Here is a 21,850-nt window from a genome sequence, read left to right as displayed (position 1 = left end):
CCTCCCGAGCACAGTGCGGGCCCTCCCCCGCATCCATCCCCGCCCCCGTCTCAAGGTGTGGCCGCCGCCGGACCTCAGGCGCGCTCTCCGGCGCGCATGCAGTACGTTCGCACTATGTCCCAGCCCGCCAAGACCCCCGCCCGCCCCGTCGCGGCCTCTTCCGACGGCACGGAGAGCGCCGCCGGTTCCCGGGCCGCCGCACAGCGGCTCAAGATGCGCCGCGAGCTCGCCGCCGCGGCGATGGAGCTGTTCGCGACGAAGGGGTACGAGGCGACGACCGTAGACGAGATCGCCGCGACCGCCGGGGTGGCCCGGCGCACGTTCTTCCGGCATTTCCGGTCCAAGGAAGAGGCGATCTTCCCGGACCACGACGACACCCTGATCCGGGCCGAGGCGGTGCTGGACGCCGCTCCGGCGCACGAGCACCCGCTCGACACGGTCTGCCGCGGGATCAAGGAAGTCATGAAGATGTACGCCGCCTCGCCGGCGGTGTCGGTGGAGCGGTACCGGCTGACCCGTGAGGTTCCGGCGCTGCGGGAGCGCGAGATCGCCTCGGTGGCCCGCTACGAGCGGCTGTTCACCCGCTATCTGCTGGCCCATTTCGACGAGCAGGACCACCACGACGGCAACGACGATCCGCTGCTGGCCGAGGTGGCCGCTTCGGCCGTGGTCACGGCCCACAACCACGTGCTGCGCCGCTGGCTGCGGGCCGGCGGCCAGGGGGACGTGGAAGCGCAGCTGGATCATGCCTTCGCGATCGTCCGGAAGACCTTCGGCACCGGGATCAACGCGGGCCGCTCCCCGGTCGCGGCACAGGCCGCCGCCCACGCCGGGCCGGCGCCGGCCGCCGTGCGTGCCGAGGGCGAGGTGCTGGTGGCGGTGGCGCGGACCGACGCCCCGCTCGACGAGGTCATGCGGACCATCGAGGACGCTCTGAAGAACAGGTAGCCGGCCGGAGCACGAGCGGCCGGGACGCGTCGCGGCGCGCTCGGAGCACGGCTCCGGGTGACCGGTATCCGAGACGCCCGCGCGATGCTCGTCACACCCGCCACAGCGGCCGCCCCCCGATCCGGGGGGCGGCCGCTGTCGTATGTCCAGCTTGCCCCTACTCGCGGGTAACTCTGATCGATCATCGCTCATCTGCGCAGGTCAATCGGCAAATGAGAGAAAGTTTTGGCACGCGGTGCCTTGTCGAGTGACACGCGGTGCCATACGTTGAAGCCGTCCGGATGTCCCCGCGGTCCGAGCCCTACCCGGCGAGGAACGCGCCCCGGACGCCTGCGTCACAGGCACCTCCCGCGCCCCACCACAGGCGCCGCCACAGCACCACCACGCATCACGCGCCGCATCGGTCAAACGCAACGCATCGAGCACCACCTCGGGCACCGCAACGCATCGGGCACCGCATGACGCACCGCCGAACCGACGGCACACCCACCACTCCCACCGCACCGCGATTCCCTCAGCGCACCCTCATCCAGCGCTCGCAGGAGGCAAAACCGTGAAGGACATCCTGGACGCGATCCAGTCGCAGGCCGCTACGGCCGACGACTTCGCGGCCCTGCCGCTCCCCGACTCGTACCGCGCGATCACCGTGCACAAGGACGAGACGGAGATGTTCGCCGGGCTCACCACCCGTGAGAAGGACCCCCGCAAGTCCCTCCACCTCGACCAGGTCCCGGTCCCCGAACTCGGCCCGGGCGAGGCCCTGGTGGCCGTCATGGCCTCCTCGGTCAACTACAACTCCGTGTGGACCTCGATCTTCGAGCCGCTCTCCACCTTCGGCTTCCTGGAGCGCTACGGCCGGGTCAGCGAGCTCACCAAGCGCCACGACCTGCCGTACCACATCATCGGCTCCGACCTGGCGGGCGTCGTCCTGCGCACCGGCCCCGGCGTGAACAGCTGGAAGCCGGGCGACGAGGTCGTCGCGCACTGCCTCTCCGTCGAGCTGGAGTCCTCGGACGGCCACAACGACACGATGCTCGACCCCGAGCAGCGCATCTGGGGCTTCGAGACCAACTTCGGCGGCCTCGCCGAGATCGCCCTGGTGAAGTCCAACCAGCTGATGCCGAAGCCCGCCCACCTCAGCTGGGAGGAGGCCGCCAGCCCCGGCCTGGTCAACTCCACCGCCTACCGCCAGCTGGTCTCCCGCAACGGCGCCGGCATGAAGCAGGGCGACAACGTCCTGATCTGGGGCGCCAGCGGCGGCCTCGGCTCGTACGCCACCCAGTTCGCCCTGGCCGGCGGCGCCAACCCGATCTGCGTGGTCTCCTCCCCGGAGAAGGCGGAGATCTGCCGGAAGATGGGCGCCGAGTCGGTCATCGACCGCAACGCCGAGGGCTACAAGTTCTGGAAGGACGAGCAGACCCAGGACCCGCGCGAGTGGAAGCGGTTCGGCTCCAAGATCCGCGAGCTGACCGGCGGCGAGGACATCGACATCGTCTTCGAGCACCCGGGCCGCGAGACCTTCGGCGCCTCCGTGTTCGTCACCCGCAAGGGCGGCACCATCACCACCTGCGCCTCGACCTCGGGCTACATGCACGAGTACGACAACCGCTACCTGTGGATGTCGCTCAAGCGGATCATCGGCTCGCACTTCGCCAACTACCGCGAGGCGTGGGAGGCCAACCGCCTGATCGCCAAGGGCAAGATCCACCCCACCCTGTCGAAGGTCTACTCCCTGGAGGAGACCGGGCAGGCCGCCCACGACGTCCACCGCAACGCCCACCAGGGCAAGGTCGGCGTGCTCTGCCTGGCCCCCGAGGAGGGCCTGGGCGTCCGCGATCCCGAGATGCGCGCCAAGCACATCGACGCGATCAACCGCTTCCGCAACGTCTGAGATCCGCCGAGATCCGTCTGAGGGCCAAAGGGAACGCCTGAGATGACAGAGCGCCAGAAGGACCGTCCGTGGCTCATGCGGACGTACGCCGGCCACTCCACGGCCGAGGCGTCCAACGAGCTGTACCGCCGCAACCTCGCCAAGGGCCAGACCGGCCTGTCGGTCGCGTTCGACCTGCCGACGCAGACCGGCTACGACCCCGACCACATCCTCGCCCGCGGCGAGGTCGGCCGGGTCGGGGTCCCGGTCTCCCACCTGGGCGACATGCGACGGCTGTTCCAGGACATACCCCTGGAGCAGATGAACACCTCGATGACGATCAACGCCACCGCCATGTGGCTGCTGGCGCTCTACCAGGTGGCCGCCGAGGAGCAGGGAGCGGACATCTCCAAGCTCCAGGGCACCACCCAGAACGACATCGTCAAGGAGTACCTCTCGCGCGGGACGCACGTCTTCCCGCCGGGGCCCTCCCTCCGGCTGACCACCGACATGATCGCGTACACGGTCAACAACATCCCGAAGTGGAACCCGATCAACATCTGCAGTTACCACCTGCAGGAGGCGGGGGCCACTCCGGTCCAGGAGATCTCGTACGCGATGTCCACCGCCATCGCGGTGCTGGACTCGGTCCGCGACTCGGGGCAGGTGCCGCAGGAGCGGTTCGGCGAGGTGGTCGCCCGGATCTCCTTCTTCGTGAACGCGGGTGTCCGCTTCATCGAGGAGATGTGCAAGATGCGCGCCTTCGGCCGCATCTGGGACCGGGTGACCCGGGAGCGGTACGGGATCGAGGACGCCAAGCAGCGCCGCTTCCGGTACGGCGTCCAGGTCAACTCGCTCGGGCTCACCGAGGCCCAGCCGGAGAACAACGTCCAGCGGATCGTCCTGGAGATGCTGGCGGTCACCCTCTCCAAGGACGCCCGTGCGCGGGCGGTGCAGCTGCCGGCCTGGAACGAGGCGCTGGGCCTGCCCCGGCCCTGGGACCAGCAGTGGTCGCTGCGCATCCAGCAGGTCCTCGCCCACGAGAGCGACCTGCTGGAGTACGAGGACATCTTCGCGGGGTCCCACGTCATCGAGGCCAAAGTCGACTCCCTGGTCGCCGACTGCCTGGCCGAGATCGACCGGATCCAGGAGATGGGCGGGGCGATGGCCGCCGTCGAGTCCGGCTACCTGAAGTCTCAGCTGGTCTCCTCGCACGCCGAGCGGCGGGCCCGGATCGAGGCCGGCGAGGACAAGATCGTCGGCGTGAACTGCTTCCAGCAGACCGAGCCGAACCCGCTGACCGCCGACCTGGACGGCGCCATCATGACGGTGGACGGGGCGGTGGAGGCGCTCACCGTCGAGCGCATCGGCCGCTGGCGGACCGAGCGGCAGGAGTCCACCGACCGGCAGGGCAACGGCGACCCGTTCGTCTTCCCGACCGCCGGGCAGGCCCTGGACCGGCTGAAGGAGGCCGCCGCCGGGACCGAGAACCTCATGGAGGCCACCCTGGAGTGCGCCCGTGCGGGCGTCACCACCGGCGAGTGGGCGAGCGCGCTGCGCGAGGTGTTCGGCGAGTTCCGCGCGCCGACCGGGGTCTCCTCGGCCCCGGTCGCGGTGACCGCCGAGCCGGGCACCCCGCTGGCCGAGGTCCGCGAGAAGGTCGCGCGGACCGCGGAGGAGCTGGGCGCCGGGCGGCTGCGGCTGCTGGTGGGCAAGCCCGGTCTGGACGGGCACTCCAACGGTGCCGAGCAGATCGCCGTACGGGCCCGCGACGCCGGCTTCGAGGTGGTCTACCAGGGCATCCGGCTGACCCCGGAGCAGATCACGTCGGCGGCACTGGCCGAGGACGTGCACTGCGTGGGACTGTCCATCCTGTCCGGTTCGCACAGCGCGCTCGTGCCGGACGTGCTGGAACGCCTCCGCACCGCGGGGGCGGCAGACCTGCCCGTCATCGTCGGCGGCATCATTCCGAATGCCGACGCCGAGGAACTCAAGGCCGCCGGTGTGGCCGCCGTCTTCACCCCGAAGGACTTCGGTATCACGGAGATCATCGGCCGTATCGTCGACGAGATCCGCAAAGCCAACAAGCTCAACCCCCTCATCAGCACGGAGGTCCCCGCATGACCACGCCCTCTGCCCCGGTGAACCGGCTCCGGCCGCGCCGCTCCTGCCTCGCGGTCCCGGGCTCGAACCCCCGGTTCCTGGAGAAGGCCCAGGGCCTGCCGGCCGACCAGGTCTTCCTGGACCTGGAGGACGCCTGCGCGCCGCTGGCCAAGCCGGAGGCCCGGCACACCATCGTCAAGTTCCTGAACGAGGGTGACTGGACCGGCAAGACCCGCGTGGTGCGCGTGAACGACTGGACCACCCACTGGACCTACCGGGACGTGGTGACCGTCGTCGAGGGTGCGGGCCAGAACCTGGACTGCATCATGCTGCCGAAGGTGCAGAACGCGGAGCAGGTCGTGGCGCTCGACCTGCTGCTGACCCAGATCGAGAAGACGATGGGCTTCGAGGTCGGCAAGATCGGCATCGAGGCGCAGATCGAGAACGCGCAGGGCCTGAACAACGTCAACGCGATCGCGCAGGCCTCCGCGCGCCTGGAGACGATCATCTTCGGCCCGGCCGACTTCATGGCCTCCATCAACATGAAGTCGCTGGTCGTCGGTGAGCAGCCGCCCGGCTACCCGGCGGACGCCTACCACTACATCCTGATGAAGATCCTGATGGCGGCCCGCGCCAACGACCTCCAGGCGATCGACGGCCCCTACCTGCAGATCAAGAACGTGGACGGCTACCGCGAGGTCGCCGGCCGTGCCGCGGCGCTGGGCTTCGACGGCAAGTGGGTACTGCACCCGGGCCAGGTCGAGGCGGCCAACGAGGTCTTCTCCCCCTCCCAGGCGGACTACGACCACGCCGAGCTGATCCTGGACGCGTACGACTGGTGCACGTCCGAGGCGGGCGGCAAGAAGGGCTCGGCGATGCTCGGCGACGAGATGATCGACGAGGCCAGCCGCAAGATGGCCCTGGTCATCGCGGGCAAGGGGCGGGCCGCCGGCATGCAGCGGACCGGCAAGTTCGAGATCCCGGAGGCCTGACCCATGCAGTTCGGACGCACGTACGAAGAGTTCGAGGTCGGGGCGGTCTACAAGCACTGGCCCGGGAAGACCGTCACCGAGTACGACGATCATCTCTTCTGTCTGCTCACGATGAACCACCACCCGCTCCACATGGACGCGAACTACGCCGAGAACACGACGGACTTCGGCAAGAACGTGGTCGTGGGCAACTACATCTACTCCCTGCTGCTCGGCATGTCCGTGCCGGACGTCTCCGGCAAGGCCATCGCCAACCTGGAGATCGAGTCGCTGCGGCACGTGGCGCCGACCTTCCACGGCGACACCATCTACGGCGAGACCACGGTCCTGGACAAGACCCCGTCGAAGTCGAAGAACGACCGCGGGATCGTCTACGTGGAGACCAAGGGCTACAAGCAGGACGGCACCCTGGTCTGCGTCTTCCGGCGCAAGGTGATGGTCCCGACCGAGACGTACATCAAGGAGCGCGGCGGCGAGCAGCCCGGCCGCCCCCAGCTCAAGGAACAGGGGAAGTAGTCATGGCACGACTCGCCCAGACCGCCGGCCTCACCGAGGTCCAGCAGGAGATCGTCAAGACCGTCCGCGAGTTCGTGGACAAGGAGATCATCCCGGTCGCGACGGAGCTCGAGCACCGCGACGAGTACCCGCAGCAGATCGTCGACGGCCTCAAGGAGCTCGGCCTCTTCGGGCTGATGATCCCCGAGGAGTACGGCGGCCTGGGTGAGTCGCTGCTCACCTACGCGCTGTGCGTGGAGGAGATAGCCCGCGGCTGGATGTCGGTCTCCGGCATCATCAACACGCACTTCATCGTCGCGTACATGCTCAAGCAGCACGGCACCCAGGAGCAGAAGGACCACTTCCTGCCCCGGATGGCGCTGGGCGAGGTGCGGGGCGCGTTCTCCATGTCCGAGCCGGGACTGGGCTCCGATGTGTCGGCGATCACGTCGAAGGCGGTGAAGGACGGCGACGAGTACGTCCTGAACGGCCAGAAGATGTGGCTGACCAACGGCGGCTCCTCCACGCTGGTGGCCGTTCTGGTCCGGAGTGACGAAGGACACCCGGAGGGCACGGCCCCGCACAAGTCGATGACGACCTTCCTGGTGGAGAAGGAGGCCGGCTTCGGCGAGGTCCGTCCGGGCCTGACCATCCCCGGCAAGATCGACAAGATGGGCTACAAGGGCGTCGACACGACCGAGCTCATCATGGACGGACTGCGCATTCCGGCCAATCGGGTCCTGGGCGGGGTCACCGGCCGAGGGTTTTACCAAATGATGGACGGCGTGGAGGTCGGCCGCGTCAACGTGGCGGCGCGTGGCTGCGGCGTCGCGCAGCGTGCCTTCGAACTGGGTGTCGGATATGCCCAGCAACGTCACACTTTCGGCAAGCCGATCGCCCAGCACCAGGCCATCCAGTTCAAGCTGGCCGAGATGGCTACCAAGGTCGAGGCCGCTCATGCCATGATGGTCAACGCAGCACGCAAAAAGGACTCCGGGGAACGAAACGACCTCGAAGCAGGGATGGCGAAGTACCTCGCCTCCGAGTACTGCAAGGAGGTGGTGGAGGACGCCTTCCGTATCCACGGCGGCTACGGGTTCTCGAAGGAGTACGAGATCGAGCGGCTCTACCGGGAGGCGCCGATGCTGCTGATCGGTGAAGGTACCGCCGAGATCCAGAAAATGATCATTGGGCGACGCCTGCTCGAGGAGTACCGGGTCCAGAGCTGAATGTCCCAATTCGCTCCCGTTTGGGAGCGAAAAGGGTCACATCCAGTCACTGGCCAGAGGGACTCGACTCGGCTTCTGGCTTGCCCAGTTGTTGCGCGCAACCGATAGCATTCCAGTAAAGCCGCCGTCCCGTCCCCCCGTTTGCGGCGCGGCAATCACCCGCTACGAAGGTCATCCATGCCCCACAGCCAAACCTCTGCACCTCGCGACAGCCTCCTCGGCGTACGCCTCGCGCGCGGAGCATCGCCGTGGCTTCTGCCGACCGTCGCCACCGCGGCGCTCAGCCTCACCCGGGCCCGCAAGTCCGGACGCTGGGCCGCGGCGGCCGTGCCCACCACCGCCCTCGCGGCGGGCATGCTGTGGTTCTTCCGCGACCCCGAGCGAGAGATCGCCCAGGGCCGGGTCATCTCGCCCGCCGACGGTGTGGTGCAGAGCATCATGCCGTGGAAGGACGGACGGACCCGGGTCGCGATCTTCATGAGCCCGCTGAACGTCCACGTCAACCGCGCGCCCCTGGCGGGCACGGTGACGTCCGTGGAGCACATCCCCGGTGGGTTCGTCCCGGCGTTCAACAAGGAGAGCGAGAACAACGAGCGCGTTGTCTGGCACTTCGACACCGAGCTCGGCGATATCGAGATGGTCCAGATCGCCGGCGCGGTCGCCCGTCGGATCGTGCCCTACGTGCCGGCCGGCACCAAGGTGGAGCAGGGCGAACGGATCGGTCTGATCCGCTTCGGCTCGCGCGTCGACATCTACCTCCCCGAGGGCGTCGAGGTCGCGGTCGAGGTCGGTCAGGCCACGACCGCGGGGGTGACTCGCATTGACCGTGACTGATCCCGAATCACGCACCAAACCGAAGGCCGACCCGGACGGATCCGAGTGGGTTCCCCAGGTGGCGGCGGAGGAGGAGGCCGACGGCGAGGAGATGCCCCTCTCGCTGCGGCTGTCGATAGCGGACACCCTCACCCTCGGCAACGCCACCTGCGGGTTCATGGCGGTGTACTTCACCACCACCGGGATCCTGATCCCGCACCTCACCGGCAGTGACGAGACGGGCATGGCGCGTCACAGCGCTGCGACCGCCGTCATACTGATGCTGCTCGCCGCGGTCTTCGACCTGTTCGACGGGCTCGTGGCACGCAAGCTGCGCAGCTCGCCGATGGGTGCGGAACTGGACAACCTGTCCGACCTGATCAGCTTCGGTCTCGCCCCGGCCTACTTCGTACTCGTGTACGGCATGGTCGCGGACGACGCCCACCAGCGCGTGTCGGCACTGGCGGCCATCGTGGTGCTGCTGGCGGTCGTGCTCAGACTCGCGAGATTCAGCTGTGTGACGATGAAGGACGGCATGTTCCAGGGCATGCCGAGCCCCTTCGGCGCCCTGACGGTCGTCTCCATCGTCCTGCTGGAGCTCCCCTTCCCGCCCACCCTGCTGGCGATCATCGGGGTGGCGTGGCTGATGGTGAGCCGGGTCGAGTACCCGAAGCCGCGGGGCGTGCTGGCCGTGGCGATGCTGAGCTGGATCGTCAGCGCGATGGGCCTGCTGGCCGCGTGGGCGTTCGACGCCCCGGGCGGGCAGTTGCTGCTCCAGACGGGCTGCGCCCTGCAGATCGTCCTGGCCGCGACCATCCCGCTGTTCGCGACCACCCGCCGGGTCAACACCTTCCGGCACAACCGCCGCGAGGCGCGGGCGGCACAGCTGCCGTAGCTCCCGCCGTGGACGCAACGAGAGGGCCCCGGATGCCATAAGGCATCCGGGGCCCTCTCGCGTGCGCTCAGGGGGTGGGGATCCCCGCGGGGCGGCGCGGTGGCCGGCTGAACCTGACCGGAACCCCGGGCGAGTACAGCACGCTGACCGGATCGCCCGCGGGCCTGGGCAGCCCGGCCGCGACCACCAGGTCCTCGTCGTACTCGATCAGCTCGGCGCGGTGCAGTGGCCAGCGCGGGTGGACGTTCGGCAGGTAGAGCGGCCGCCCGAAGAAGGCGGTGTGCAGACCCCAGCGGGCGGTGAGGAAGTGCTCCAGCTCGGACGGTTCCCCGACGTGCTCGCCGACCCGGAGCGCGATCCGGCTCCGTGCGCCGCTCGGGCCCGGCCAGCGCCGGCTGCTCGTGTACGTGAGGGTGGGACCGTCCCGCCGGACGGACATCCGGGACCAGAGGTACGGAAGCCGGAACGCGGCTCGCCCGACCACCACGGGTATGAGCCGCGAGGCGTCCAGCGAGCGGAAGACCACACCCCGGCGCCCGTGGGCATCCACCGAGTACAGGCGCACGTTGGTCTCGGGGAACGTGCCGAGGTACGGGACGCCGGGCAGACCGAACCACCCCACGCGGTGCATCCTGAAGGCCACCAGCCCCACGTAGGTCACCCCGTCCAGGGTGTCGGGGACCGTGCCGGGCGGAAGCAGTGGAGCGACGTCGGCCGGATCGGCCGCCCAGTGCAGGAAGGCCAGGTCCAGCCAGGACTGGGTGAGCAGGGGCATCCGGATGGAGTGGGGTGGATCGGCCGTTATCGGTTCTACCGGTGTGAGCGTCACGCCGGACAGCATCCCAGTCCGCCCGAACGCCTCCTCCCCCGCCCCGGCCAACCGGCGCGGGCCCGGCGGCGGGGCTCCGCCGAGCGGGCCTCCGAGCCCGGCCCCGCCGTACCCTTGATGTCGGAAAACCGCCAGCCGGACCCCTCCCCCCACCCCGATGCTGGAGCCATGTACACCGACACCGAACGTTGCGTGCGGGCCGTGCAGTCCAAGGACGCACGGTTCGACGGCTGGTTCTTCACGGCGGTCCGGACCACCCGGATCTACTGCCGGCCCAGCTGCCCCGCCGTACCGCCCAAGGTCGAGAACATGACCTTCCTGCCCAGTGCCGCCGCCTGCCAGCAGGCCGGCTACCGGGCCTGCAAGCGGTGCCGGCCCGACACCAGCCCGGGATCGCCCGAGTGGAACGCGCGGGCCGACGCCGTGGCGCGCGCCATGCGGCTGATCCGGGACGGGGTCGTCGACCGCGAAGGCGTGCCGGGGCTCGCCGCGCGGCTCGGGTACTCCACCCGCCAGGTGGAGCGGCAGCTCAGCGCGGAGCTCGGCGCCGGCCCGCTGGCCCTGGCCCGGGCGCAGCGCGCGCAGACCGCGCGCCTGCTGATCGAGACCTCCGCGCTGCCCATGGGCGACATCGCCTTCGCCGCCGGGTTCTCGTCCATCCGCAGCTTCAACGAGACGGTGCGCGAGGTGTTCGCGCTGACGCCCGGCGAGCTGCGGACCCGGGCGGCGGCCCGCAGCGGCGGCTGCTCCCGGCCGCTGACGCCCGGCGTGCTCTCGCTGCGGCTGCCGTACCGGGCCCCGCTCAACCCCGACAACCTGTTCGGGCACCTCGTCGCGACCGCGGTCCCGGGTGTGGAGGAGTGGCGCGGCGGTGCGTACCGCCGGACGCTGCGGCTCCCGTACGGGACCGGGGTGGTGGCCCTCACCCCGCAGCCGGACCACATCGGGTGCCAGCTGGCGCTGACCGACCTGCGGGACCTGACCATCGCCATCAGCCGGTGCCGCTGGATGCTGGACCTCGACGCGGACCCGGAGGCGGTGGACGAGCAGCTGCGGTCCGATCCGCTGCTGGCGCCGCTGGTGGACAAGGCTCCCGGGCGCCGGGTGCCGCGTACGGTCGACGCGGCCGAGTTCGCCGTACGGGCGGTGCTCGGTCAGCAGGTGTCGACCGCGGCCGCCCGGACGCACGCGGCCCGGCTGGTCGCCGCGCACGGTGAGGCGGTGGCGGACCCCGACCCGGACGGCGGGCTGACCCACCTGTTCCCCTCGCCCGAGGCCCTGGCCGGACTCGACCCGGAGACGCTCGCGCTGCCGCGCAGCCGCCGGAGCACCCTCATGACCCTGGTCGGGGCGCTGGCCGACGGCTCGCTGCCGCTGGGCATCGACAGCGACTGGGAGGCGGCCCGGGCGCGGCTGTCCGCGCTCCCCGGTTTCGGTCCCTGGACCACCGAGGTGATCGCGATGCGCGCGCTGGGTGATCCGGACGCGTTCCTCCCCTCCGACCTGGGGGTGCGGCGGGCGGCGGCCGGGCTGGGCCTGCCCTCGTCACCGGCCGCGCTGACGGCGCGGGCGGCGGGCTGGCGGCCGTGGCGGGCGTACGCGGTCCAGTACCTGTGGGCCACCGACGACCATCCGATCAACCGGCTTCCGGTCTGACCCCCTTCCTTCTTTCCCGAGTTCCCGATCCACGGAGAAGCATCGTGAACAGCACGCAGCGCAGGCAGTACACCGTCGTCGACAGTCCGTACGGGCCGCTGACCCTCGTGGCCACCGAGGGGGTCCTGAGCGGCATGTACATGGAGGGGCAGCGGCACCGGCCGTCGGAGGAGTCCTTCGGTGAGCGGGTGGCGGCCTCGGAGGAGCCGTTCCCGGAGGTGGTGCGGCAGTTGGAGGCGTACTTCGCCGGACGGCTGACGGAGTTCGACCTGCCGCTCCGCCTGGAGGGCACCGACTTCCAGCGCAGTGTGTGGGCGCAGCTGCAGCGGATCCCGTACGGCGAGACCTGGTCGTACGGGGAGCTGGCCGAACGGCTGGGCAAGCCGAACGCGTCCCGGGCGGTGGGGCTGGCGAACGGCAAGAACCCGGTGACCATCATCGTGCCGTGCCACCGGGTGATCGGGGCGTCCGGCAGCATGACGGGCTACGGCGGCGGGCTGGACCGTAAGCAGCGGCTGCTCGCCTTCGAGGCGGGCGAGCGGACCCTGCCGGCGGGCTGAGGGGCCGGCCGGCGGGTCTCGCGTGGCCCGGGCTTCGCTCGCTAGACCACGTTCACCGGGACGAGCAGGGCGAAGCCCACGCCCATCTCGACGGCGTAGTTGTACATCGACGGGTGCGGAACGGGGGCCGCCATGATGACCATGCTCTGCTGGGTGGCGGCGGCCGTGATCCACTCCGGGGTGGCGCCGATGGTGCCCTGGTACCAGCCCTCGCAGGCGCCGGGGCCGCTGACCAGCAGGACGTCGTCGTGCCGGCGGTACTCGGCCATCCAGCCGGGAGCGGCCTGCGACCAGCCGTCGTAGTCGGTGAAGTGGGCCCAGCCGCCCTCCCGGATGGCGGCGTCGAAGAGCCAGACGGGCTGGCCGTCGGGGGTGACCTCGCCGCCCGACTGTTCCTCGGTGGTGAAGTGGACCATCGGCAGGGCATCGGGTCCGTCGGCGGTGCTGGGCCAGGCGTACATGGTGATCATGTGCTGATTCTGTCCTGCTCGGTGTAGGCGCCGTGTCACTGCCGGGCTAGGCAAGGGCCGGACGGCCGTCCTCGAGTTCGGTGGTGCCCGCGCCCGTTTCCAGGACCCGGCACGCCTCTTCGATGCGGCTGCGGAGCCAGGCGGGGAGGTAGGCGCCGAGCTCGGCGGGCTCGACCAGCTTCCAGGAGATGAGCTCGGCCTCCTGCAGCTCGATGGCGGCGAGCTGTGCCTCGTCGAGCACGCCGCCGTCGTAGACGTACGAGACGAACGGCGGGCGGCCGGGGTCGCGCGACCAGTCGACGACGAGGAGACGGCCGATCGGGACGTCGAGGCCGATCTCCTCGGCGGTCTCGCGGCGGGCGGCGGTGCGCGGGGTCTCGCCCTCGTCGGACTCGATGGTGCCGCCGGGGAGGGCCCAGCCCTCACGGTAGTTGGGCTCCACGAGGAGGACCCGGCCCGCGTCGTCCCGGAACAGTGCGGCGGCCCCGGCGAGCACCCGGGGCAGACTCGCGAGGTAGGCGGCGTAGGAGGCTGCGGCTGCGGCGGAGTCGGTGGTGGTCACCCGGCCACCCTAACGGGCCCGGCAGGCCGGTTCCCGGGCCGGACCCTGTGGGCAACCACGGCCGGTGCGGCCGCCACGGCGGCGGCCACGATGCGGTCGGGAGCGTCGCCCGCCGGCCCGTCTCGGGGCGCGGTGGGGTCGACCGGACGTGACTGTTCCCGTGATTCCGCACTCATGCGGCCCCACTATGGGACGGATTTTCCCCATTTAGCGGTATGGTGCGCCGGGTCAGGGCGTGGCGTGACCCAGGCCACCCATGCGCATAGGAGGATCCTCCGGATACCCTCGGGGTTGGCGCGACTGCACGTTCGATAGCAAGGGATCAAGCAAGGTGACGGACGGAGCAGTAACTGAGGCCGCGCGCGTTCTTATCGCCGCGGACAAATTCAAGGGCTCGCTCACGGCCGTACAGGTCGCGGAGCGGGTGACGGCGGGTCTTCGCAAGGCCGTACCGGGCGTGGAGGTCGAGACCCTCCCCGTCGCGGACGGCGGCGACGGCACGGTCGCGGCTGCTGTGGCGGCCGGTTTCGAACGCCGGGAGGTCCGGGTCACCGGCCCGCTCGGCGAGCAGGTCACGGCCGCTTTCGCGCTGCGCGACGGCACCGCCGTGGTGGAGATGGCGGAGGCGTCCGGGCTGCAGCTGCTGCCCAAGGGGGTCTTCGCCGCGCTGACCGCGACCACGTACGGCTCGGGTGAGGTGCTGAAGGCCGCGCTGGACGCGGGTGCCCGCACGATCGTGTTCGGCGTGGGCGGCAGTGCGACCACCGACGGCGGCGCGGGCATGCTGGCGGCGCTGGGCGCGGTGTTCCTGGACGGGAACGGCGAGCCGGTCGGCCCGGGCGGCGGTGCGCTGGCCGAGCTGGCGTCGGCGGACCTGTCGGGTGTGGACCCGCGCTTCGCGGACGTGGAGTTCGTCCTGGCCAGCGACGTGGACAACCCGCTGACCGGCCCGAAGGGCTGCGCCGCGGTGTACGGCCCGCAGAAGGGCGCCTCGCCGGAGGACGTGGCGACGCTCGACGCGGCACTGGGGCACTACGCCCAGGTGCTGGCGAAGGCGATCGGCCCGAAGGCCACCGAGCTGGCGGCCTCCCCGGGCGCGGGCGGTGCGGGTGGCATCGGCTACGGCGCGCTGCTGCTCGGTGCGAGCTTCCGCCCCGGCATCGAGCTGATGCTGGACGTGCTGGGCTTCGCGCCGGCCCTGGAGCGGGCCACTCTGGTGATCACGGGCGAGGGTTCGCTGGACGAGCAGACCCTGCACGGCAAGGCCCCGGCGGGCGTGGCCGCGGCCGCGCGGGCCGCGGGCAAGCCGGTGGTGGCGGTGTGCGGCCGTCTCCTCCTGCAGCAGGAGGCCCTGCAGGCGGCGGGCATCCGCCGCGCGTACCCGCTGACCGAGATCGAGCCGGACACGGCGAAGTGCATCGCCGACGCGGGTCCGCTGCTGGAGCAGGTCGCGGCGAACATCGCCGCCGACGTCCTCTGACACCGGCGCACGGCTGACGCCGCCGTACGGCACGCACGGAGGCCCGGGCCGGGGATTCCCCCGGATCCGGGCCTCCGGCGCGTCAGCGGGGGGTCGTGGCGCGGTGTTCGGTGAGTTCGAGGTCGATGAAGGCCGTGATCATGGCGCGCCAGACCGCTTCGGCGACCTCCGGGGCCAGGCCTTCGGCCTCGGCCTTGGCGCGGGCCGCGGCGACGACGCGTTCCACCCGGTCGGGGGCTCGTACGGCGTCCTCGTCCTTCTTGAATCCGGCCGCTGCCCGGACCAGGGTCTGGCGGCGGGCCAGGAGGCCGACCAGCTCGGCGTCGATCGCGTCGATGCCGGTGCGAACTTCGTTCAGGGATCCGTACGTTGGCGTGGTCGATGTCATGATCCCATTCTCGCCGGCCGAGTGCGGCGGGGACCACGCGGCGGCGTTCGCCGCCTACGAGCGGGAGATGCGCGGCTACGTGGCGGAGCACCAGGCTCTCGGGCGGGAGGGCGCCGAGCGGTTCTTCATGCTGGCGCCGACCCAGGAGGTCCTGGACATGCTCGCGGCCGGCGCGCCGGAGAACACCCGGACCGAGCCGGTCCGGGTGCGTGACTACTCGGCCGTGGCCGCGAGCAGCTGAGCCGTCGTGACGACCTGGGCGAAGCCTCCGCCGTGCAGGCTGACGGCGGTGGCCGTGGCCAGTTCGTCCGCCGTCAGGTGCAGCCCGGCGGGGCCGGCCAGGTCGAAGGTGTGCGTGGCGTCCAGCGGGAGGAGGACCCGGTGGCCGAGGTTGCCGGCCATCCGGGCGGTGGTCTCCACGCACATGTTGGTCTGGATGCCCACCGGGACCAGCTGGCCGATGCCCGCCGCCGTCAGCCATTCCTGCAGGTCGGGGGTGCCGTAGAAGGCGGAGTTGACCGTCTTGGTGACCAGGAGGGCGGTGTCGGCGCGCCGCTTCTCCACGAAGTCCCTGAAGGCGTTGCCGGGGGTGCCGGCGGCCAGCGGGCTGTCGGGGTGGACCGAGTCGTGGCGGACCAGGACCACGGGGCGGCCGGTGCGCTGCCAGGCGTCCAGCAGGGCCGTGATGTTGTCCTCGGCTCCCGGGTTGTTGCGCGGGCCCCAGTAGGCGGAGTCCTCGAAGCCCTGCTGCACGTCGATGACCACCAGGGCCGCGTTCGGGTCGAGGGCGATGCCGTCCGTTGTCGTCGTCATGGGTCCCATCCTGGTGAAGGCCGGCGGCCGGAAACAGCGGTGCTCCGGACGGGAACCGATGGGATCCTGCCCGGCTGGCAGGATGGCAGGGGAGCGGCTGGCAGGATGGGGGCATGCAGCGCGTCGCACTCGTCGCCCGGCCCGGGGTCCGCAGCTTCGACCTCGCCGTGATCAACGAGGTGTGGGGTGGACCGCCGGGCCGTGTCCGGCCGGGGGTGCCCGCCTTCGAGCTGCGCCGTTGTGCGGCCGGGCCGGATCCGCTGCCGCTGGCCGACGGGCTGACGCTGACGCCGGACCGGGGGCTGGACTGGCTGGCCGGGGCCGATCTGGTCGTCGTACCGGCACTCTCCGATCCGGCCGGGCCGACGGACGGGGCGGTGCTGGAGGCGCTGCGGGAGGCGCACCGGCGCGGGACACCGATCGCCGCCCTGTGCGCGGGGGCGTTCGTGCTGGCCGAGGCGGGGCTGCTGGACGGGCGGCGGGCGGTGACCCACTGGTCGCTGCTCGCGGAACTGAAGGAACGGCACCCGGCGGTGCTGGTCGAGGACGCCGCGCTGTTCGTGGCGGACTGCGGGCTGTGGACCTCGGCCGGGGTGGCTTCCGGGATCGATCTGTGTCTGCACCTGGTGCGGGAGGCGCACGGCTCCGAGGTGGCGGCCGCGGTGGCCCGGACGATGGTCACCGGCCCGTTCCGGACCGGTGCCACCGCCCAGTACCTGGACCGCCCGGTGCCGGCCGCGGCCCGTACGGCCGAGGCGCTGGCCGCCGTACGGGCCCGGGCGCTGGGGCGGCTGCACGAGCCGCCGGACGTGGCGACGCTGGCCTCGTGGGCCGGGATGTCACCGCGGTCCTTCGCCCGGCACTTCCGGGCGGAGACGGGCACCACCCCGCACCGCTGGCTGCTGGACCGGCGGCTCGACGAGGCGCGGCGGCTGCTGGAACGGACCGACCATCCGGTGGCCGAGGTGGCCCGGCGGGCCGGGTTCGGCAGCGAGGTGACGTTCCGCCAGCACTTCTCCGCCGCGGTGGGCTCCGGTCCGCGCGCCTACCGGGCGGCGGCGCGCGGCCGGGAAGAGCCGGCGCCGGGTCAGAAGTCCACGAGTGCCCGGACGTCGGCGCGGCCGACGGACTCCAGTTCGTACAGGTCGCAGTAGCGGTCGCGGATGTACTCGATGTCGGCGTTCCTGCGGTGGGCCTCCGCCGTGGGGTACATCACGGTCAGTTCCCAGGACTTCTCCCGGTTGATGTCGCCCTCGCGGTCGCGCCACTGGCCGCGGCCCTCCTGGAGGGTCAGACCGGACGGGAAGCGCGGCGTGATCACCTCGGCGACGAACTTGTTGAACTCCTCGTCGGTGATGGGCGGGTGGCCGTTGTGCCGTCCGGTGCCGAAGTAGAGGTGCGTGGAGATCCACGGCGCGCCCGCCTGCGCGGCCGTCTCCCGGTCCGCGGCGGAGGCGGAGGCTGCGGGCGTGCCGAAGGCGACCTCGGAGACGGGTCTCCCGAAGGTGAGGACGAGCGCGGAGGCCAGGAGGACGGCCGCCGCGGGCATGGTGATGCGTATCTGGCGCATGGTGTCGGGTTCCTATCGGTCGTGTGGGGCGGAGGCGGCGGTGCGGGCCGCGGGAGCGGGCAGGGACTCCAGGAGGTGGACCGCCGCATCACGCAGCGGTGCGGGAGTACGGGGGTGCCGGCGCAGGCCGGCCGCCGTCCTGCCGAGGGTTTCGAGGGTCCGTACGGAGCCGATGCCGGTGACGCGCGGTGCGATGTCCGCGATCAGGTCGGCCGTCTCGGTCCAGGCCCCGGCCCGGGCCAGGGCGGACAGGAGCTCCGCCGTGAACAGGTGCCGGTAGGCGGGCCCGGGGGCCGTGGCCGCTTCGTGCAGGAGCGGGACGGCCCGGTCCCACCGCCGCAGCCGGGCGTGCACCCAGCCTTCGTGGCCGGTCAGCTCGGCCTCGTCGATCCACCAGGCCCAGGCGGGGTCGTGGCGGGAGATGCCGTCCTCGAAGCGGGCGCGGGCGCGGGCGATCAGGTCCAGGGGTTCGGCGTGTCCGCCCAGCACGGCCGTGGCATGGGCGCGGCGGATCAGGACGAGGGTGCCGACCCGGTGGGGGGTGCGGGGCGTGACGACCCGGGCGGCGGACCTCAGGGCGGCCCGCGCGTGTCCGGTGTGGGTCTGCAGCATGCTGTGGTTGAGCAGCACCAGCCGGGCCGTCCGGTGGTCGCCGCAGAGCTCCGCGAGGGCCAGGGCGCGGGCGTTGGCCCGGGCGGCCTGCCGGTGGAGTCCGGCGTCGAACAGGATCCAGCCGATGACCTCGCAGAGTTCGGCGAGGGCGGCGGTCCGGTCGGTGTCGGCCCCGCGCGGGTATGCCGGGTCGGTGGTGAGCTCGGGGACGTTCCGTACCGCCTCGCGGGCCGCGCGGACCGCGGTGGTCGCGCCGGGCCCGGCGTCGAGGGCCAGCAGGTGCCCGGTGACGCGCATCAGGTCCGGGGCGGACAGCGGGGGCGGGGTCGGGGGCGTCGGGCCGGTCACCATGCCCCGGTCCTCGCGCCCTGCCCGGCCAGGGAGGAGAAGGAGGAGGCGACCTTGGTCAGCCATTCCACCTCGTCGCGGAAGTCCTCGTGCGGCGGGCGGGCGGGGATGTCGGACTCCTCGCCGCTTTCCGCGCGCTCGGCCCGCTCCTCGGCCGGGCGGCCGAGGACGGCGCGCAGCTGGAGCGCTTCCCCGAGCGGCGAGGTCGGGTCCTCGGGGAGTTCCAGGGAGCGGGCCAGGTCGGAGAACTCGGCGAGGGAGAGCGAGGTGCGGAGCATCAGCTGGCCGTCGCGTATCTCGATGACCCGCCGGTAGAGGCGGTAGTGCAGGTCCCGGGGCGGCACGAGGTCGCGCGGCCAGGACCGCGGCGGGTCCAGGGCGATGTCCGGGGTCGCCTGGTGCAGTGCCCACCACAGGGGGCGCAGCCGCAGGTAGCAGCGGTAGCTGCGGATCCAGCCGGCGGTCCGGGAGATGTGGTTGCCCCAGGAGGGGATCGTCCAGCCGGTGACCTGGAGCAGGGCGCCGATGCTGCCGCAGGACCACTGGACGGGGTCGAGGACCGCGCCGTCGTAGTGGAACCGGGTGCCGGCGATCTGGATGCCCCGGGTGACGCAGTAGACCAGGATGAGACCGGCGCCGACGGTGACGGTGCGCATGCCGACGGCCAGCCACTGGCGGTTGGCCATCTTGGTGAAACGGAGCGACAGCCGCACGGTCTCGAACTGCCCGATGGCGCAGATCAGCAGGTAGAAGGTCATGTAGAGGGCGTAGCGGCCGTCCTGGATGCTGAGCAGGATCGTCGAGGTGGCCGTTTCCGCCTTGGTGACCGGGCCGACGGCGATCGAGGCGATCACCAGGACGACGAGCAGGACGCCGAAGAAGAGCACGCGGCGGCGGGCCTCACGGCGGGCTTCGACGGGCGGCGAGGACCAGTGGACGAGGACGACCTGCTGGGCGGCGGTGAGGACGACGACGGCGACCTGGGTGATGAGCGAGGTGATGTTCGGCAGTCCGAAGAAGGCGGAGATGTGCAGCCGGAGGAGGTCCAGGTCGACGAGGAAGCTGATGCCGGAGCACAGGAAGTAGACGCACAGCGCCCAGAGGGCGATGTCTCCCTTGCGGCGCAGTGCGTCGGGGAGGCGGTAGGCGAAGGCCGCGAGACCGACGAAGGCGCATACCCAGGCGAGGATTCCGTAGATCAGGGTCACGTGTGGTCCGCTTTGCCGTTTCCGTTGCCGCTGCCGTTGCCGTTGCTGCTGCTGCCGTTGCCGCCGCTGCTGTTGCCGCCGATGCCGTGTTCGATGCGGGCCACGATGTCGGCCGCCTCATCCGGGAGGGCCCAGACCGGCTCCACCCAGCGCTTGGTCGCCCTGGCCAGGATCAGCGAGGCCATCGTCTCGGCCTCCTGCTCCTCGTCGTCGCTGTAGCGGGAGCGCATGAGGATCCCCCGTACGGCAGCCGGGTCGACGTCCGTCAGCCCGCGGCCCGGATCACCGCCGTCCGGCTGCACCGAGCCCCGGTGCTCGAAGGCGATGTGCGACAGCTCGTGGGCGATGATGTGTTCTTTGTGTGACGGCGAGGCGGACTTCTCGAATGCGACGACGTCGAAGTCGTCCAATTTCAGCCATATGCCGAAGAGATGGCGTTCGGGGAAGGAAGTCGGGACCAGATGGATGGGGCGCCCGCGCTCTTCGCTCAGATACCGGTGGAGTTCGTCGATACCGCAGCCGTGCTCCATACCCCACTCCGCGAGCAGTTCCTCACAGGCGCGGCGTACTTTCTTCAGGCGACGCCTGAGCAGCCGGTCCTCCGAGGCCGGTGTCGCAGAGCCAGGTAACTTCATTCTCAGTCCTCCGGCGAACCCCAGCGGCCGCCCTCGCGCGGTCATGATGCCATACGCCCAACAGGTGAACGGATAGGCCGAGTTCCATTCGGCCATTATCTTTCGGTGCTGAGCGGGCGGCGCCGGGATCAGCCGGCCCGGACCTCGGCGGAATGGGGTCCGGCGGTGAGGAGCATCTGCGCCGACATGTCGACGAGCCGGCGCAACGCGGCCGAATGGCGTTCGTTACCGCCGAGTTCGTCGAGAATGCGGTGCGCCTGGGTGCGGTGCGCCTCGACGCCCTCGCAGTACCGGTCGAGGGTGGCGGGTGCGAGCAGCAGGGCCAGGAGCTCCGACCGCGCCCCGGCGGAGGCCCGTGCCGCTTCAGACAGCTCCAGTACGTTCCGTCGCAGCCGGGGGGACGCGTCGTCGAGGAGGGAGGCGAGCAGATAGGTCACGGTGCCGTTCCGCAGGTCCTCGTTGCGTCCGGCGGTGATGTCCCACTGGTCGTTGAAGATCTGCCACAGGATGCCGAAGACATCGCCGAAATCGCGCCAGAGTTCCGTTCTCCGGATGTCCTTGCCGGCCAATATGGCGGCCATGGCGGTTATCATCGCGTGCGGTCCGCCGGATTTGGCGCGGTATGCCGCGGCGACCGACTTCCGGGTCGCGCGGGTGATGTCTCCGCGCATGTCGGCCAACTGCCCTTCGACGGCAGTGATCCAGCCATTCATGAGTTCCGCGATCAGTGCGCCGCGCACGGGATCCGGAAGCCGCTGGGACTGAATCAGCCGGACGGGAAGCGCATTTCCGCAGATCACCGATGCCAGTATCGTTTCGTTCGCATCGAGGTGGGAAGCGGGAGAGGCGCCGTGCCCGTCGGCCAGGTCGTCGAGGTAGCAGGCCGCCGTCCACCACAGCACGTGCACCGCGGAAAGCGGGGCGGCCGGCGCGGTGGCACCCGTTTCGACCCCGTGGACGAGCATCGGCAGGACGGACAGCGGATACGCGAACTTCTGGTGGTCGAGGAGCCTGCGGATCGCGGCACGCACCCCGTCCGCGGCCGGGCCGAGGCCCAGGAGCGCGGAGTCGATCTCCGCGTCGATGTCCGCCGAGACCTCGCGGTGCAGGTCCTCGTACGTCATGGAGTCCAACCCGACCGCTCCCCCTGTTCAGATGTGAGGTGGGCGCCGGTGCGGCGGCGCCATGGCCAAGATTCGATCATTCCGGGCGGAGCCGATCCAGAGCGTTTTCCGGACACGGCCGGGACGCGATCGCCCCGGCGTGATCGCCTCGGCGCGGCCGCATCCGTCCCGGGCCTCACACCAGAAGACTGGGTGACCGGAAGACACACGAGGATCCGTCTCCTTCGCGGGGCGGCCTTCCCCACCACCG

The 21,850-nt window shown here is 71.1% G+C and carries 23 protein-coding genes; 13 read left to right on the top strand and 10 right to left on the bottom strand.

The window, feature by feature from the left end:
- Positions 1 to 96: 96 nt before the first annotated feature.
- The 8 genes from ACGFQ9_RS04165 to pssA all read left to right on the top strand — a co-directional run bounded on the left by ACGFQ9_RS04165 (position 97) and on the right by pssA (position 9,345).
- Positions 97 to 948 carry a TetR family transcriptional regulator gene (locus ACGFQ9_RS04165; RefSeq protein WP_393570995.1) on the top strand — a complete coding sequence of 284 codons (852 nt, stop codon included), beginning with the start codon at positions 97 to 99 and terminating at the stop codon, positions 946 to 948.
- A gap of 553 nt (positions 949 to 1,501) precedes the next feature.
- Positions 1,502 to 2,839 (top strand): crotonyl-CoA carboxylase/reductase, encoded by a 1,338-nt coding sequence (gene ccrA / locus ACGFQ9_RS04160; RefSeq protein ID WP_393570993.1) that lies wholly within the window; start codon positions 1,502 to 1,504, stop codon positions 2,837 to 2,839.
- 42 nt (positions 2,840 to 2,881) lie between these two features.
- A complete protein-coding gene (locus ACGFQ9_RS04155; RefSeq protein WP_393570991.1) occupies positions 2,882 to 4,942 on the top strand; it encodes a protein meaA in 2,061 nt (686 codons plus the stop codon).
- Complete coding sequence (locus ACGFQ9_RS04150; RefSeq protein ID WP_393570990.1) at positions 4,939 to 5,913, top strand: HpcH/HpaI aldolase/citrate lyase family protein; 975 nt, start codon at positions 4,939 to 4,941, stop codon at positions 5,911 to 5,913. The genes ACGFQ9_RS04155 and ACGFQ9_RS04150 overlap by 4 nt, the downstream gene beginning before the upstream one ends.
- A 3-nt stretch (positions 5,914 to 5,916) precedes the next feature.
- Positions 5,917 to 6,429, top strand: a complete 513-nt coding sequence (locus tag ACGFQ9_RS04145; protein ID WP_136212900.1) for a MaoC family dehydratase — start codon at positions 5,917 to 5,919, stop codon at positions 6,427 to 6,429.
- A gap of 2 nt (positions 6,430 to 6,431) precedes the next feature.
- Positions 6,432 to 7,637: an acyl-CoA dehydrogenase family protein gene (locus tag ACGFQ9_RS04140; RefSeq protein WP_365102569.1), complete on the top strand. Its 1,206-nt coding sequence runs from the start codon at positions 6,432 to 6,434 to the stop codon at positions 7,635 to 7,637.
- Between the two features lie 177 nt (positions 7,638 to 7,814).
- Positions 7,815 to 8,471: a phosphatidylserine decarboxylase gene (locus ACGFQ9_RS04135; protein WP_365102566.1), complete on the top strand. Its 657-nt coding sequence runs from the start codon at positions 7,815 to 7,817 to the stop codon at positions 8,469 to 8,471.
- Positions 8,458 to 9,345, top strand: a complete 888-nt coding sequence (gene pssA / locus ACGFQ9_RS04130; RefSeq protein ID WP_393570987.1) for a CDP-diacylglycerol--serine O-phosphatidyltransferase — start codon at positions 8,458 to 8,460, stop codon at positions 9,343 to 9,345. The genes ACGFQ9_RS04135 and pssA overlap by 14 nt, the downstream gene beginning before the upstream one ends.
- A gap of 67 nt (positions 9,346 to 9,412) precedes the next feature.
- On the opposite strand, the gene ACGFQ9_RS04125 is transcribed toward pssA, so the two are convergent.
- Complete coding sequence (locus ACGFQ9_RS04125; RefSeq protein ID WP_393570986.1) at positions 9,413 to 10,186, bottom strand: YqjF family protein; 774 nt, start codon at positions 10,184 to 10,186, stop codon at positions 9,413 to 9,415.
- Positions 10,187 to 10,342: 156 nt separating this feature from the next.
- On the opposite strand from ACGFQ9_RS04125, the gene ACGFQ9_RS04120 reads away from it, so the two are divergent.
- Both ACGFQ9_RS04120 and ACGFQ9_RS04115 read left to right on the top strand, forming a co-directional pair.
- Complete coding sequence (locus tag ACGFQ9_RS04120) at positions 10,343 to 11,830, top strand: AlkA N-terminal domain-containing protein (protein WP_393570984.1); 1,488 nt, start codon at positions 10,343 to 10,345, stop codon at positions 11,828 to 11,830.
- Between the two features lie 44 nt (positions 11,831 to 11,874).
- Entirely contained in the window at positions 11,875 to 12,390 is a 516-nt protein-coding gene (locus tag ACGFQ9_RS04115) for a methylated-DNA--[protein]-cysteine S-methyltransferase (protein ID WP_393570982.1), read from the top strand.
- Positions 12,391 to 12,431: 41 nt separating this feature from the next.
- Here ACGFQ9_RS04115 and ACGFQ9_RS04110 read toward each other — a convergent pair whose 3' ends face one another.
- Both ACGFQ9_RS04110 and ACGFQ9_RS04105 read right to left on the bottom strand, forming a co-directional pair.
- Positions 12,432 to 12,860, bottom strand: coding sequence for a hypothetical protein (locus tag ACGFQ9_RS04110; RefSeq protein ID WP_393570980.1), 429 nt, complete (start codon positions 12,858 to 12,860; stop codon positions 12,432 to 12,434).
- A gap of 46 nt (positions 12,861 to 12,906) precedes the next feature.
- Complete coding sequence (locus ACGFQ9_RS04105; RefSeq protein WP_393570978.1) at positions 12,907 to 13,422, bottom strand: NUDIX domain-containing protein; 516 nt, start codon at positions 13,420 to 13,422, stop codon at positions 12,907 to 12,909.
- A 331-nt stretch (positions 13,423 to 13,753) separates the two neighbouring features.
- Between ACGFQ9_RS04105 and ACGFQ9_RS04100 the strand changes: the two genes are divergently transcribed.
- A complete protein-coding gene (locus ACGFQ9_RS04100) occupies positions 13,754 to 14,902 on the top strand; it encodes a glycerate kinase (protein WP_393570976.1) in 1,149 nt (382 codons plus the stop codon).
- Positions 14,903 to 14,984: 82 nt separating this feature from the next.
- On the opposite strand, the gene ACGFQ9_RS04095 is transcribed toward ACGFQ9_RS04100, so the two are convergent.
- A complete protein-coding gene (locus tag ACGFQ9_RS04095; RefSeq protein WP_393570974.1) occupies positions 14,985 to 15,290 on the bottom strand; it encodes a chorismate mutase in 306 nt (101 codons plus the stop codon).
- On the opposite strand from ACGFQ9_RS04095, the gene ACGFQ9_RS04090 reads away from it, so the two are divergent.
- Positions 15,289 to 15,531, top strand: a complete 243-nt coding sequence (locus ACGFQ9_RS04090) for a hypothetical protein (protein WP_393570972.1) — start codon at positions 15,289 to 15,291, stop codon at positions 15,529 to 15,531. The two genes, ACGFQ9_RS04095 and ACGFQ9_RS04090, sit on opposite strands and share 2 nt — an antisense overlap.
- Here ACGFQ9_RS04090 and ACGFQ9_RS04085 read toward each other — a convergent pair.
- Positions 15,504 to 16,103 (bottom strand): cysteine hydrolase family protein, encoded by a 600-nt coding sequence (locus ACGFQ9_RS04085; RefSeq protein WP_393570970.1) that lies wholly within the window; start codon positions 16,101 to 16,103, stop codon positions 15,504 to 15,506. The two genes, ACGFQ9_RS04090 and ACGFQ9_RS04085, sit on opposite strands and share 28 nt — an antisense overlap.
- A 113-nt stretch (positions 16,104 to 16,216) precedes the next feature.
- On the opposite strand from ACGFQ9_RS04085, the gene ACGFQ9_RS04080 reads away from it, so the two are divergent.
- Complete coding sequence (locus tag ACGFQ9_RS04080; protein WP_393570968.1) at positions 16,217 to 17,257, top strand: GlxA family transcriptional regulator; 1,041 nt, start codon at positions 16,217 to 16,219, stop codon at positions 17,255 to 17,257.
- Here ACGFQ9_RS04080 and ACGFQ9_RS04075 read toward each other — a convergent pair.
- The 5 genes from ACGFQ9_RS04075 to ACGFQ9_RS04055 all read right to left on the bottom strand — a co-directional run bounded on the left by ACGFQ9_RS04075 (position 17,191) and on the right by ACGFQ9_RS04055 (position 21,600).
- Entirely contained in the window at positions 17,191 to 17,673 is a 483-nt protein-coding gene (locus ACGFQ9_RS04075; protein WP_393570966.1) for a DUF3574 domain-containing protein, read from the bottom strand. The two genes, ACGFQ9_RS04080 and ACGFQ9_RS04075, sit on opposite strands and share 67 nt — an antisense overlap.
- A gap of 12 nt (positions 17,674 to 17,685) precedes the next feature.
- Entirely contained in the window at positions 17,686 to 18,636 is a 951-nt protein-coding gene (locus ACGFQ9_RS04070; protein ID WP_393570964.1) for a DNA-binding protein, read from the bottom strand.
- The gene (locus ACGFQ9_RS04065; protein ID WP_393570962.1) at positions 18,630 to 19,841 is read right to left on the bottom strand and encodes an MAB_1171c family putative transporter; all 1,212 of its coding nucleotides are present in this window, start codon (positions 19,839 to 19,841) and stop codon (positions 18,630 to 18,632) included. Before ACGFQ9_RS04065 ends, ACGFQ9_RS04070 begins: the two co-directional genes overlap by 7 nt.
- Positions 19,838 to 20,476 carry a toxin gene (locus tag ACGFQ9_RS04060; protein WP_393570960.1) on the bottom strand — a complete coding sequence of 213 codons (639 nt, stop codon included), beginning with the start codon at positions 20,474 to 20,476 and terminating at the stop codon, positions 19,838 to 19,840. Before ACGFQ9_RS04060 ends, ACGFQ9_RS04065 begins: the two co-directional genes overlap by 4 nt.
- A gap of 128 nt (positions 20,477 to 20,604) precedes the next feature.
- On the bottom strand, positions 20,605 to 21,600 hold the full coding sequence (locus tag ACGFQ9_RS04055; RefSeq protein ID WP_393571834.1) for a polyprenyl synthetase family protein: 996 nt from the start codon (positions 21,598 to 21,600) through the stop codon (positions 20,605 to 20,607).
- Between the last annotated feature and the right edge of the window lie 250 nt (positions 21,601 to 21,850).

The sequence above is a fragment of the Streptomyces sp. NPDC048603 genome, assembly GCF_043199475.1.
Lineage (GTDB): Bacteria > Actinomycetota > Actinomycetes > Streptomycetales > Streptomycetaceae > Streptomyces.
This window is presented reverse-complemented; position numbering and strand designations above follow the sequence as displayed.